This is a genomic window from Kitasatospora sp. NPDC001132, from assembly GCF_053598415.1.
The window spans coordinates 1-12,093 of record NZ_JBSFKF010000070.1 but is presented as its reverse complement, the minus strand read 5'-3'; the positions used below and the strand labels follow the sequence as shown (position 1 = coordinate 12,093).

The 12,093-nt window shown below is 73.6% G+C and carries 10 protein-coding genes; 8 read left to right on the top strand and 2 right to left on the bottom strand.

Features of this window, described 5'->3' with window-relative positions:
• Window positions 1-495: 495 nt before the first annotated feature.
• A complete protein-coding gene (locus tag ACWDBE_RS38730; RefSeq protein ID WP_449810325.1) occupies window positions 496-963 on the top strand; it encodes a hypothetical protein in 468 nt (155 codons plus the stop codon).
• A 24-nt stretch (window positions 964-987) separates the two neighbouring features.
• On the opposite strand, the gene ACWDBE_RS38725 is transcribed toward ACWDBE_RS38730, so the two are convergent.
• Complete coding sequence (locus ACWDBE_RS38725; protein WP_449810324.1) at window positions 988-2,490, bottom strand: BTAD domain-containing putative transcriptional regulator; 1,503 nt, start codon at window positions 2,488-2,490, stop codon at window positions 988-990.
• Between the two features lie 133 nt (window positions 2,491-2,623).
• Between ACWDBE_RS38725 and ACWDBE_RS38720 the strand changes: the two genes are divergently transcribed.
• From ACWDBE_RS38720 to ACWDBE_RS38705, 4 genes are all read left to right on the top strand, one after another.
• Window positions 2,624-5,563: an AfsR/SARP family transcriptional regulator gene (locus ACWDBE_RS38720; RefSeq protein ID WP_449810323.1), complete on the top strand. Its 2,940-nt coding sequence runs from the start codon at window positions 2,624-2,626 to the stop codon at window positions 5,561-5,563.
• A gap of 183 nt (window positions 5,564-5,746) precedes the next feature.
• Window positions 5,747-6,649, top strand: coding sequence for a CAP domain-containing protein (locus ACWDBE_RS38715; protein ID WP_449810322.1), 903 nt, complete (start codon window positions 5,747-5,749; stop codon window positions 6,647-6,649).
• A gap of 46 nt (window positions 6,650-6,695) precedes the next feature.
• Window positions 6,696-7,544 (top strand): peptidoglycan-binding protein, encoded by an 849-nt coding sequence (locus ACWDBE_RS38710; protein ID WP_449793557.1) that lies wholly within the window; start codon window positions 6,696-6,698, stop codon window positions 7,542-7,544.
• 37 nt (window positions 7,545-7,581) lie between these two features.
• Complete coding sequence (locus tag ACWDBE_RS38705; RefSeq protein WP_449793556.1) at window positions 7,582-8,157, top strand: RICIN domain-containing protein; 576 nt, start codon at window positions 7,582-7,584, stop codon at window positions 8,155-8,157.
• A gap of 76 nt (window positions 8,158-8,233) precedes the next feature.
• Here the strand turns inward: ACWDBE_RS38705 and ACWDBE_RS38700 are convergent, their stop codons facing one another.
• Window positions 8,234-8,890: a TetR/AcrR family transcriptional regulator gene (locus ACWDBE_RS38700; RefSeq protein ID WP_449793555.1), complete on the bottom strand. Its 657-nt coding sequence runs from the start codon at window positions 8,888-8,890 to the stop codon at window positions 8,234-8,236.
• A 355-nt stretch (window positions 8,891-9,245) separates the two neighbouring features.
• Here ACWDBE_RS38700 and ACWDBE_RS38695 point away from each other — a divergent pair, with 355 nt between their 5' ends.
• The 3 genes from ACWDBE_RS38695 (at window position 9,246) to ACWDBE_RS38685 (ending at window position 11,868) form a co-directional block, all read left to right on the top strand.
• Window positions 9,246-9,704 carry a DUF6542 domain-containing protein gene (locus ACWDBE_RS38695; protein WP_449810321.1) on the top strand — a complete coding sequence of 153 codons (459 nt, stop codon included), beginning with the start codon at window positions 9,246-9,248 and terminating at the stop codon, window positions 9,702-9,704.
• Window positions 9,697-11,316 carry an LCP family protein gene (locus tag ACWDBE_RS38690; protein ID WP_449810320.1) on the top strand — a complete coding sequence of 540 codons (1,620 nt, stop codon included), beginning with the start codon at window positions 9,697-9,699 and terminating at the stop codon, window positions 11,314-11,316. Before ACWDBE_RS38695 ends, ACWDBE_RS38690 begins: the two co-directional genes overlap by 8 nt.
• Before the next feature lie 171 nt (window positions 11,317-11,487).
• On the top strand, window positions 11,488-11,868 hold the full coding sequence (locus tag ACWDBE_RS38685) for a VOC family protein (RefSeq protein ID WP_449793552.1): 381 nt from the start codon (window positions 11,488-11,490) through the stop codon (window positions 11,866-11,868).
• Window positions 11,869-12,093 lie beyond the last annotated feature (225 nt).

Genomic DNA, 12,093 nt, shown 5'->3' with positions numbered 1-12,093 from the left:
TTCCGCTCCGTTTCCGGGGCTTCGTCATCCAACTCGCCGGTGTCTTCCGGGGCTTGACGCCCTGTCCGACGTTTCAAACTCTAGCCGATCTCCGCCCCGAAAAGCGAATCCGACCGCAACCCGATAAAACGAGCACGCCAAATAAGCACTCAGCCGCGACGCGGAAATGCCGACGCGACCCAGCCCGAACCTGGGAAGTGGTGTTTCAGAGGATTGGCCGCCCCGGGACCGTCCGCGCCGATGCGTGTCCGGTGCTCCCTGCCGAGCGACTAGAGAACAGTACTCCTCCTCCGGGCCCATGCCAAACGGCCCCGGCCCGGCCGTCGGGGTGGGCCGACCGCCCCGGCGTCGCGTTCATCGTTTGTCTACCGCCTCCCTCCATGCTCCTTCCCGTCGGACGCCACGAAGACCTCGTCGGCGCCGACAGCACGACGAGAGCCGACAGCACGAGAGAGGTCCACGGGGAACATGAAGGCGACGAAGACGCTGCGACACATGGCCATCGGGATAGCGGCCGGCATGCTGGCGCTGGCCGGGACGATGACCTCGGCCGGGACCGCGCAGGCCGCCACCGCGTACGGATCGACGTTGAGCGAGCCCGGGGTGCTCTACCCGGGCGACTACCTCGAATCCGGCGACACCCGGCTGTACATGCAGGGCGACGGCAACTTCGTCCTCTACAAGTACGCCACGTGGAACCCGACGCCGGTGTGGGTCGCCCCGAGGACCCAGGGCTGCGGCCAGAAGGCGATCATGCAGGGCGACGGCAACCTCGTCGTCTACGGCGCCGGCGGCTACGTCTGCTGGGCCCGCGGCACGTACAAGACCAACTCCCAGCAGACCGCCATCCTGACGGTGTCCCCACTGGGCGGCCTCCGGGTCGACTACGTCAACCCGGACAACCCGCGCACCCCCCTGAGCAACCCGTTCACGGACACGCTCCGCAGCTCGGACCCGTACTGAACCGCTTCCCCCGCGGCCCGGCGCTCAGCCCCGCTCGGCGAGCCACCTGACCAGGTCGGCCACCGACCAGCGCGGCCGGGCCGCGAGCCGCGTCGCCGCCGTCCGCAGCAGCGCCGGCAGGTGGCCGCAGAGCGCGGCCACCTCCGTCACCGCGTCCGGCTCCTGCCGGATCCGCTCCGCGCCCACGATCCGGGCCAACAGCTCGTAGGCGTCGTGCGGCTCCAGCGGTCCGACCGTCAGCCGTACGGCGCCCTCGGGCAACGTGCCCGGTTCCGCACCCGCGACCACCGCCGCGCAACCGGCCGTACCGGGCAGCAGCGGTCCGGGGTCGGCCACGCCGTCGAGCAGCACCAGCACCCGCCGCCCGGCGAGCGCCTCCCGGAAGCGGGCGCCGAGCTCGTCGACGTCCGCGTCCGCCGTCGGCCGCTCCCCCAGCGCGCGCAGGAACCCGGCGAGCACGGCGGACGGCTCGCCACCGCCCGTGTACAACTGACCGTCCGGAAAGGCGTCCTGGACGAGGTGAGCGACATGCACCGCCAGCGCCGACGCACCACTGCCCGCCGGCCCCGACAACCCCAACACCGGACCAGGCCCCACCACCGGCCCTGGCCCCACCACGGGACCCGACGACTCCGCCACCGGCCCACGCCCCGCCACCACCGGGCCGCCCCCGGCCTCCCGCAGCACCCGCGCCGCCTCGTGCACCAGCGCCGCCCGCCCGACCAGGTCGGGGATGTCCGGCGGCAGCTGGCACGGCCGCGGCAGCCGCCGCGGCAGCACCGGGGCGTCCCCGTGCCGGATCCGCTCCGCCAGCTCGACCACCGCGGGCGCCGGTTCCAGCCCCAGCTCACCGTCCAGCCGCTCCCGCAGCTCCTCGTACACCGCCAGCGCCTCCGCGGTGCGGCCGCAACGGTGCAGGGCCAGCAGGTGCAGCCGGTGCACCTCCTCGTCCTGCGGGTGCTCGGCCGCCAGCCCGGCCAGCGGCTCCAGGGCCTCCGCGTGCCGCCCGAGCGTCAGGTCCAGGTCGTGCAGCGCCTTCACCGCCGCGAACCGCCCGGCCGCCAGCCGTTCCCGCGACCGCTCGGCGAACGCTCCCGGGACGCCGTCCAGTGCCCGGCAGCCCTCCCACGCGCCGAGCGCCGCCGCCAGCAGCTCCCGGGCCCGGAAGGCGTCCTGGTGACGCAGCGCGACGGCCTCTGCCACCCCGGCCTCGTAACGGAACAGGTCCACCGCCTCGCGCGGCACCGCCAACCGGTACCCGCCCGAGGACGCGACCAGCAGCCCGGGCTCCCCCAGGGCACGGCGCAGCCGGTGCGCGTGGGTACCGATCTGCCCGGCCGGGTCCTTCGGCCAGCGGGTTTCGTCCTCCCCCCACAGGCCTTCGACCAGCCGGTCCGTCGGCACCAGCTGGCCCGGGGAGAGCAGCAGCGCGGCGAGCACGGCCCGCTGCTGCGGTCGGCCGAGATCGACCTCCCGCCCGTCGCGGCGGGCGCTCAGCGGCCCCAGCACGCGGAATTCGAGCCGCACAGCCCACCCCTCGATAGCCCTCGTCCCGGTGCACAATCTGTGAGGACAGAGCATAGGTCGCCGGGGTACGGGGGCGCCGCCGCACGGACGGAAGTGGCGGAATCCCGGCGCGGAACGACGGTGGGGACACGACATGGGTGACATGGGGGGAGCCGGACTGCGGTTCGGACTGCTGGGTCCGCTGCGGGCCTGGTACGGGGAGCAGGAGCTGGAACTGGGCCGGCCGCAGCAGCGGGCCGTGCTCGCCGTCCTGCTGTCCGCCGCCGGGCGGACGGTCTCCGTCCCGGTCCTGGTCGAGGGGGTGTGGGGCGGGGCCGCGCCGGCCGACCCGCGCAAGGCCGTCCAGCTCGCCGTCTCCCGGCTGCGCGGCGCTTTCCGGCCCCACACCGGGGACGACCCGGAGCTGATGCCCTTGGTGCGGGTCGGCGACGGCTACGCGCTCAGGGCGCCGGGGGCCGAGGTCGACGCCACCGAGTGGGAGGCGCTGCTGGCCGAGGCCGGACGGCTGCGGGAGGCCGGCGCACCGCCGCGGGACGTCCGGGAGGCGCTGCGGCAGGCCCAGCGGCTCTGGGTCGGCGAGCCGCTGGCCGGCCTGCCCGGGCCGCACGCCGAGGCCGTCCGGGCCCTCCTCATCGAGCAGCGGATCTCGGCCAAGGAGGCGCAGCTGGAACTGGACGCCGAACTCGGCGACCGCACCGACCTGACCGCCGAGGCCGCCGCCCTGGCGCTGGAGCACCCAGGCCGGCCCCGGCTCACCGCCGTCCTGATGCGCGCCCTCTACCAGTCGGGCCGCAAGGCCGAGGCGCTCGCCGTGTACGAGGACGCCCGCCCCGCACTGCCTCCGGACGACCGGGCCCCGGCCGAACTCCAGCTGCGCATCCTGCGCGAGGACGCCGCCCTGCTTCCGGCCGGCAGAACCCCCGAGCCCGCCACCGCCGGACCCGCCGGAGCTTCCGCGGACACCCGCTGGGCACCCGACCAACTCCCCTCCGGCCTGCCCGACTTCACCGGGCGCGCGGACGAGGTCGAGACCCTCGTCGACCAGCTCTCCGCAGCCGGCGGGCGGGCCGTCGTCGTCTCCGCGCTGGACGGCATGGGCGGCGTCGGCAAGACCACCCTCGCCGTGCACGTCGCCCGGCAGGTCCGCGCCCGCTTCCCCGACGGGCAGCTCTTCGCCGACCTGCGCGGCGCCGACCGCACCCCGCCCGCCCCCGGCACCGTCCTCGCCGGTTTCCTGCGCGCCCTCGGCGTCGACCCCGCCGACATCCCGCCGGACACCGGCGAACGCAGCGCGCTCTACCGCTCCGCCCTGGCCGGACGGCGCGTCCTGGTCGTCCTCGACAACGCCGCCACCCCCAGCCACGTCGAACCGCTGCTGCCCGGCTCGGCCGGCTGCGCCGTCCTCGTCACCAGCCGCCACCGGCTGGCCGGTCTCGCCGGGGCGCACCAGTTGCGCCTCGACACCCTGCCCGCCGAACAGGCCCTGGAGCTGCTCACCCGCATCGTCGGCCCCGAACGCGTCGCCGCCGAACCCGCCGCCGCCGACGAGGTCGTACGGGCCTGCGGACTGCTGCCGCTCGCCGTCCGCATCGCCGCCTCCCGGCTCGCCGCCGACCCGGCGCTCACCCTCGCGGCACTCGCCGAAGGGCTGCGCCACGAGCACCGGCTGGCCCAACTCACCGACGGCGAACGCACGGTCGAGGCCACCTTCGCGCTCTCCTACCACCGCCTGAGCCCCGAACTCGCCCGCGCCTTCCGCCTGCTGTCCCTGCCCGACGCCCCCGACATCCCGCTGCCCTGCGCCGCCGCCCTGCTCGACCGCACCGAGGCCGAGACCGACGACCTGCTCGAAACCCTCGTCGACCTCAACCTGCTGCACTCCCCCCGCTACGGCCGCTACGGCTACCACGACCTCGTCCGCGACTACGCCCGCGGCCGGCTCGCGGCCGAGGACGGCCCCGCCGAACGCACCGCCGCCACCGACCGGCTGCTGGACTTCTGCCTCGCCACCGCCCGCAACGCCGACCTCGCCGCCCGCAAGGCCGAACCCGCCGAACTCAGCCTGCTCGGCGCGTCCGTCGCCTCCCCTGGCCGGCCCATCGCCGACGGTGCCGAAGCCGTCCGCTGGATGCGCGACCAGGCCGACATCCACGCCGCCGCGATCGCCCTCGGCTGCGCCGACCCGGCCCTGCCGCTCGACCGCGCCGCCGAACTCGCCGACCGGATGGGCGCCGTCCTGCCCGAACGCACCCAGACCGGCGTCATCGTCGACCTCGCCGGACGTGTCGCCCAGCAGGCCGCCGCCCGCGGCGAACACGGGCCGCTCGCCCTCGCCCGCTACCTGCGCGGCAGCATGCTCTGGCACATCAACCGCTACGCCGAGTCCCAGGAGGAGATCCGCCGGGCCGTCGCCCTGTCCGAACAGGACGACCGCACCGAACGCGTCCTCGCGAAGGCCCTGATCACCCTCGGCAGCAACGCCCGTACGCACGGCCGCTTCGCCGAGGCCGCCGAACACGCCGGCCGCGCCGCCGAGCTGTTCCACCGCCTCGGCGCCCAGCGCGCCGAGGGAAGCGCGCTCGGGGAGTTCGCCTTCAGTGCCGCCCAGACCGGACGCCTCGACGAGGCCCGGGAGGCCGCCGAGCGCAGCGTCCGGCTGATGAGCCGCTCCGGCCCGGTCTCCGCCGCGACGGGCCGCTACTACCTCGCCCGGGTCCTGCGGCTGTGCGGCGACCCGGAGGCGGCACTCGCCCATGCCGTCGGCGCCCGCGAGGAGTTCGCCGCGCTCCAGGTCACCGTCTTCGCGGCCGCGGCCGGCGACCTCGCCGCCCGGATCCACGCCGAGGCCGGCCGCTGGCTGCTCGCCGTCGACGCCGCCGAGGCCGTCCTCCCCCTCGCCCGCCGCACCAGCGCCTCCCTGGAGGCCGCCCTGCTGCGCACGCTCGGCACCGCGCTCACGGGCCTCGGCCGCCCGCGCCAGGCCCGGGCCTGCCTGGCCGACTCGCTGGAGGTGTTCGAGCGGCTGGGGCTCGCGGAGGAAGCGGCTCAGGTCAGGGATCTGCTGGCCGGGTAGACGCCGTACCGACCGGGAAACGTGCTGGTCAGGGAGGTGCCGGCGCGGTAGACGCGGCATCAACGGGGGCCCGGACTACGCGCGTTGACCGGCCGTCTACCGCCGTGCCGGAGTGTCTCTCTCGTCAGGCCACGGGCCGCCGCGGTGGCGGCCCGGGCGACACCACAGACGAGAGGCGCCACCATGCCCACCCTGCCCCAGCACGGCCAGACCTGGACGCTCAAGTCCGCCAACGGAACCGTCGCCGACGTCCGCTCCAGCCAGACCTCCGCCGGCACGGCCATCCAGTCCTGGGGGTCCAACGGCACCACCGCCCAGGGCTGGACGTTCTGGGCCAAGGAGAACGGCAGCTTCCTCCTGGAGACCCAGCTGACCGTCGGCAAGCACGTCGGCGGCCAGGCCATGGTCATGGACTACAACTACTCCATCGGCCAGACCTGGCTGTACAACGAGCACAACCAGCCCAACCAGCACTGGTGCTTCGAGCCCCTGGACAACGACTGGATCCGGATCCGCACCACCCGCACCAACGAGGGCATGCTCTTCCTCACCGCGGCCGCCCCCGGCTCGCCCCTCACCCTGGCCAGGCAGGACGACGCCAACCCGGCGCAGCGCTGGCAGCTCGTCCCGGCTGGTGGCATCAGCGGCGGTCAGCAGCAGCCCCAGCCCCAGCCCCAGCCGCAGCCCCAGCCCGGCGCGGGTGGCGACTTCCGCACCGAGATGCTGAACGCCGTCAACGCGGAGCGCGGCCGGGTCGGCGCCCCGCCGGTGCGCCTGGACGACCGCCTCAGCGCGGCCGCGCAGCGGCACGCCAACGACATGGCCTCGCACGACCTCACCCAGCACAACGGCACCGACGGCAGCAGCCCCTGGGACCGCATCGCGGCCGCCGGCTTCGTCTCGCGTTCCTCCGCCGAGAACGTCACCCCGAGCAACAGCGTGCCGGAGGCGATGCAGATGTGGATGAACAGCCCCGGCCACCGGGTGAACATCCTCAACCCCGACTACAACTACATCGGCATCGGCTACGCGCCCCGCCAGCGCGGCAACTGGGGCCGCTACGTGCAGACCTTCGGCAAGGCCTGAGACCCCGACCGGCACGTCCCTTCCAGCAACAAGGAGTTCCCCACCCATGTCCTCGAACGCGGCGGACCTGATCCGCATCGCCCGAGACGAGGTCGGCTACCACGAGGGCCGCAGCGGCGGACACTGGAACAACATCCAGAAGTTCTCCCCCGCCGTCGCCGGCCTGGAGTGGTCCCAGGGCGAGGCCTGGTGCGCCACCTTCGTCGCCTGGTGCGCCGAGCAGTCCGGCAACGCCGACCTCTTCCCGGTCAGCGCCTCCTGCGCGGAGGGCGTCGCCTGGTTCAAGGAGCGCGGACGCTTCACCGAGTACCCGGTGATCGGCGGCCAGGTCTTCTTCGGGCCCGGAGGCGGCAGCCACACCGGCATCTGCGTCGCCTACACCAGCTCCACCATCACCACCGTCGAGGGCAACACCAACGACGGGGGCAGCTCCGAGGGCGACGGCGTCTACCTCAAGACCCGTGAGCGCCGCTCGGACTGGGTCTACGGCTACGGCATCCCGGCCTTCGCCGAGGGCGTGGTCCTCGCCGACCCGGAGTGGAAGGACCGGTCCGGGGCGCTCTACTTCGGGCAGGAGGCGTCCGCGGACGACAGCCCCCGCGGCGGTGCCCCGACAGGCTCCGCCCCGGCGGCCGACGGCGGCGACGGCTACGAGCCGTTCCCCGGCGCGGACTTCTTCCAGGACGGCCGGAACAGCGACGTCATCACCCGGATGGGCGAGCGCCTCGTCGCCGAGGGCTGCTCCGCCTACGCCGAGGGCCCCGGGCCCGAGTGGTCCGACGCCGACCGCGAGTCCTTCCGCAACTGGCAGCACAAGCTCGGCGACTCCGGCGCGGACGCCGACGGCATCCCCGGCCCCAAGCAGTGGGCCGCGCTCGCCGTCCCGCGCGGCTGACGCCGGGCCCGTCAACCACACCAGAAGGAGAATCCCGATGAGCACCATCACCCGTACCCGCAGGCTGCTCGCCTCGCTGGGCGCCGTCGCGGCCGTCGCGGGGGCGGTCGTGGCCGGCGCGCCGGCGGCGCAGGCGGCCACCCTGGCCGACGCCTGCGACCAGGCCCCCGCACCGGCCCTGACGACCCGGTGGGACGTCCACAACGGCTCCGGCGGCGGCGCGCTCGACCTGCTGAACGGCAACGAGGTCAACGGGCAGCCGATCGGCCTGTGGACCGCCAACCAGTCGCCCGCGCAGACCTGGTCGTTCTGGGGCTACTGCGACGGCACCACCGCGATCTCGCACGGGCTGAGCAAGGTGGCCGGCCTCGACACCGGCTCGGGCTCGGTCCGCCTCCAGGACACCCCCGGCGGGCTGGACGGCCTCAACCGGCCGCGGGGCGACTGGATGCCGGCCAACCAGAAGTGGCGGCTGACCGACGAGGACCGCGGCTGGTACCTGGTCCGCAACGTCGCCACCGGACAGTGCCTCAGGGCCCCCGGCACCTACCAGGCCGTCTCGATGGCCTCCTGCGACACCGCGGACCCGAACCAGCGCTGGCTGCTGGGCTGACACCGATCACCGGGCCCGGTCCGCTCGCCGACGGCGAGCGGACCGGGCCCGTCCCCGTCCGCGTGCCCGGGTGCGTTCAGCCCCGTGCCGTCGACGCCGCCGCCGACACCCCGTGGATCCGCAGGAAGGCGTCCACGCCGACGGTCGCGACCCGCCGGACCTCCTCGTCCGCCACCGGGAGCGCGCCCCAGAAAGAGCGCTCGGCGATGCCGTGGAAGGTCAGCAGGGTGAACTGCTCGGCGGCGAGTGCGGCGTCCCCGCCCGCGAGCAGCCCGCGCTCGGCGAGCGCCTCGAAGTGCTGCGCGAGGTCGCGCTGGGAGGCGACCGGGCCGGCCTCCAGCCAGGCCTCCAGGACGTCCGCCGGGATGTTGGCCACCTCGGCGCGGATCGCCCGGCCGAGCGCGCCGTGCTCCCCGGCGGACAGCACGGCGCGGGCCCGCTCGACGGCGAAGTCGGTCAGGTCCTGGCGCAGGTCCACCACCCGGTCGAGGTACTTCGCCATCAACTCGCGGATCCGCTCGGTCAGTTCCGCCGAGTTCCGCAGGGCCACCGACAGGAAGAGGTTCTCCTTGTCGGCGAAGTGGTTGTAGACCGTCCGCTTGGACACCCCGGCCTCGGCCGCGATCGCGTCCATGCTGGCCCGGACGTACCCCTCGCGCCCGAACACCACCGTCGCGGCCTGCGTGATCGCCTTGCGCTTCTCCGGCCGCCCCGCTCCGCCCGTCGTCGCCACGGCGCTCTCCTCCTCCGTCGGCGCATCGGCCGACCCTCTCAAAAACTGCCCGGTGTAGTTTATCCGGACCGCAAACGACCCGGCCTCCCCACCGAACAGGTGTGCTCTATGCTGCGTACGACTTCTACACCTGTGTAGAGACATGCGGAAGCGTCTCCCCGATTTCGGCCGGCCGGACCCCGTGCGGGAACCGGCCGACCCGAACCGGCGTCCAGAACGAGCAGTGTCATGACCGGATTTCCGGACATCCGGACGATCCGAGGTTTGGACGTCCATGCGTTCGAACGGGTGGGCGACGAGCGACGCGGACGCGCCACCGGGGCGCAGGGAACACGGGAACACCGGGGGTGAGGGCATGGCGGGGCAACGAGGACGGTCAGCCGACCGAGGGGCGCGACGGCGGGCGGCGAGCGGGCCCGTCGGCCACCCCCGCCCCCTTCCCGGCGGCCCCGCACTGCCCGCGGCCCTCGCCGTCGGGCTACCGATCGCCGGCGCCGCGGTCGACGAACTCTCCGGGCCCGGCATGGGACTGGCCTTCGCGGTGGGCGCGGTGCTCGGCACCGGCCTTGCGGCGGCGTCGAGCGGCCGCAACGGCTGGTGGTGGGTGCTCGCCGCGTCGCCGCTGGTCGTCCTGGGTGCGACGGCCGTCGTCGAACTGGCCGCCCACCGCGACCGGTACCAGGGCAAGGGCCTGGCCACCGGCGCCGCGAAGTGGGTGGTGCACGGCTTTCCCGTGATGGCCGAGGCCGCGGCCGCGGCCGTCATCGTGATCGCGGTCCGGCTGGTCCGGGCGAGGAGGAGGCAGCATGGCTGACAACGCCGAGCACGAGGGCGACACCGAGGCCCCCCGCCCCCGCCGCCCCTCCCCCGCGCTGATCGCGGGCCGGGTGGTGGCCTGCACCGCGGGATTCGCGGTGTTCGCCGCCAGCGGGGTGGTCTGGTACGGGTTCAAGCAGCTCACCGACGGAATGACCACCTCCAACGCGATCGCCCAGACCAAGAAGGACGCCCCCAAACACCTGGACAACTCGGTCAATCTGCTGCTGATAGGCCTGGACAGCCGCAAGAACATGGACGGCACGGACCTCCCGCCCGAGTTCGTCCAGGACGAGCTGCACGCCGGCCACAGCTCCGACATCGGCGGCTACAACACCAACTCCCTGATCCTGCTGCACATCCCGGCGAACGGCGGCAAGGTGCAGGCCGTCTCGATACCCCGCGACGACTACGTCATGACCTACAGCGGCGACGGCAAGCAGGTCGGCATGCGCAAGATCAAGGAGGCCTACGGCGAGGCCAAGGACAAGGCCACGCCGGCCCTCCAGGCCAAGGGCCTCAAGGGCGCGGACCTGGAGAAGGCCGGACGCGACGCCGGACGCGCGGCCACCATCCAGACCGTGCAGAAGTTCCTCGACCAGCCCGTCGACCACATCGCCGAGGTCAACCTGATGGGCTTCTACGACATCGCCAAGGCCCTCCAGCCGATCGAGGTCTGCCTCACCCACGACACCAAGGACCCGGCCATGGAGGGCCAGGGCTCCGGCGCCGACTTCCACAAGGGCGTCAACAGGCTCAACGCCTCCCAGGCGCTCTCCTTCGTCCGCCAGCGCCACAACCTCGACGGCGGCGACGGCAACGACAGCGACTTCGCCCGCACCCACCGCCAGCAGGCCTTCATCTCCTCCGTCGTGCACAACCTGAAGCAGAAGGGCGTCCTCGGCGACCTCGGCAAGATGCAGGAGCTGATGGGCGTGGTGCAGAAGGACCTCGTCATCGACAACGAGTGGAACGTCCTGGACTTCGCCCAGCAGGCCCCCAACCTCACCGGCGGCAACGCGGAGTTCCGCACCCTCCCCGTCGCCGACCTCAGGAAGGTCAACGGCCAGGACGTCAACATCGTCAGCCCGCCGCAGATCCAGAAGATCGTCAAGCAGCTCTTCGGCTACGCCGACACCAGCCCGGCGCCGGCCCCGACCGACGAGGGCACCGCCCCGACGGCCGCGCCCGTAGCGACCACGCCGCCGACCGCCGCCAGGAGCGTCACCGTGGACGTCTTCAACGCCTCCTCCGCCCCCGGCGTCACCTCCACCGCGGAGTCCAAGGCCCTGGTCGCCATGGGCTTCAAGGAAGGGAGGACCGGCCCGGCGGCCACCAAGCCGAAGACCACCACCGTCACCTACGGCAAGGGCGCCAAGGGCGCGGCCGAGCAGATCGCCGCCCGCTACGGCGTGACCGCCACCGAGTCCGCCTCCGCCACCGCCGACCACGTCACCGTCACCCTCGGCACCGCCTTCACCGGCGGCGCCGCCGACAAGCCCGCCGCCACCGGCGCCCCGGCCGCACCGCCCGCTCCGGATACCAACGTGCCCCAGCAGGGCCCGATGGTCGACGCGGAGTCCGACGGCGGCATCCCCTGCGTGTTCTGACACGCCCCGCTCCGCCCTCCGAGGGAGGCTCCCCACCCGGGGAGCCTCCCTCGGCCGTTCTCCGGCAACCCTGAGCGGATTCCCGGGCAACCCCCTGGCGAGATTCTCCGTACTATGTATAGTGTACTGCGTACGGGATAACCGTGCAGGCATCGACGAGAGGGCTCCGCCATGCAGATCACCAAGACCGCCGTCTCCCTGACCGTTGAGGACGTCAGCGCCTCGGCCGCCTTCCTCCAGCGGCACTTCGGCTACACCGAGGAGATGTCGGCCGACGGCTTCGTCTCGCTCGCCCACCCGGGCGGCGGATTCAACGTCGTCTACCTCCGGCGCGGCCTCGAGGTCCTGCCGGAGGAGCAGCGCCACCGGATCGCGGACGGCGTGATCCTGGCGTTCGTCGTCGAGGACGTCGCCGCCGAGGAGCGGCGCCTGCGCGAGGAGGGGGTCGCGATCACCCTGCCGCTGCGCGAGGAGCCGTGGGGCGAGAAGCTCTTCCAGACCACCGACCCGAACGGGGTGCTGATCCAGCTGACCGAGTGGGCCGAGCAGTAGGCGATGCCGAGCAGTACGGCGAGGCCGAACGGCAAGCGAGGCTGAGCGGTGAACGAGGCTGAGCGGTGAACGACGGAGCCCCCTGTCCGGCGGGACAGGGGGCTCCACTCGATCCGGCGGACGGTCAGTCCACCGTCCAGGTGTCGTTGCCGGTGAGGAGTGTGGCCAGGTCGCCGGGGCCGCCCCGGGCGGTGGCGGTGGCCAGCTGCTCGGCCATCAACTCGT

What these genes read in the sequence shown, in the direction of transcription:
- ACWDBE_RS38730 (WP_449810325.1), top strand. Translation starts at nt 496, where the DNA reads ATGGCCATCGGGATAGCGGCCGGCATGCTGGCGCTGGCCGGGACGATG.
- ACWDBE_RS38720 (WP_449810323.1), top strand. Translation starts at nt 2,624, where the DNA reads ATGGGTGACATGGGGGGAGCCGGACTGCGGTTCGGACTGCTGGGTCCG.
- ACWDBE_RS38715 (WP_449810322.1), top strand. Translation starts at nt 5,747, where the DNA reads ATGCCCACCCTGCCCCAGCACGGCCAGACCTGGACGCTCAAGTCCGCC.
- ACWDBE_RS38710 (WP_449793557.1), top strand. Translation starts at nt 6,696, where the DNA reads ATGTCCTCGAACGCGGCGGACCTGATCCGCATCGCCCGAGACGAGGTC.
- ACWDBE_RS38705 (WP_449793556.1), top strand. Translation starts at nt 7,582, where the DNA reads ATGAGCACCATCACCCGTACCCGCAGGCTGCTCGCCTCGCTGGGCGCC.
- ACWDBE_RS38695 (WP_449810321.1), top strand. Translation starts at nt 9,246, where the DNA reads ATGGCGGGGCAACGAGGACGGTCAGCCGACCGAGGGGCGCGACGGCGG.
- ACWDBE_RS38690 (WP_449810320.1), top strand. Translation starts at nt 9,697, where the DNA reads ATGGCTGACAACGCCGAGCACGAGGGCGACACCGAGGCCCCCCGCCCC.
- ACWDBE_RS38685 (WP_449793552.1), top strand. Translation starts at nt 11,488, where the DNA reads ATGCAGATCACCAAGACCGCCGTCTCCCTGACCGTTGAGGACGTCAGC.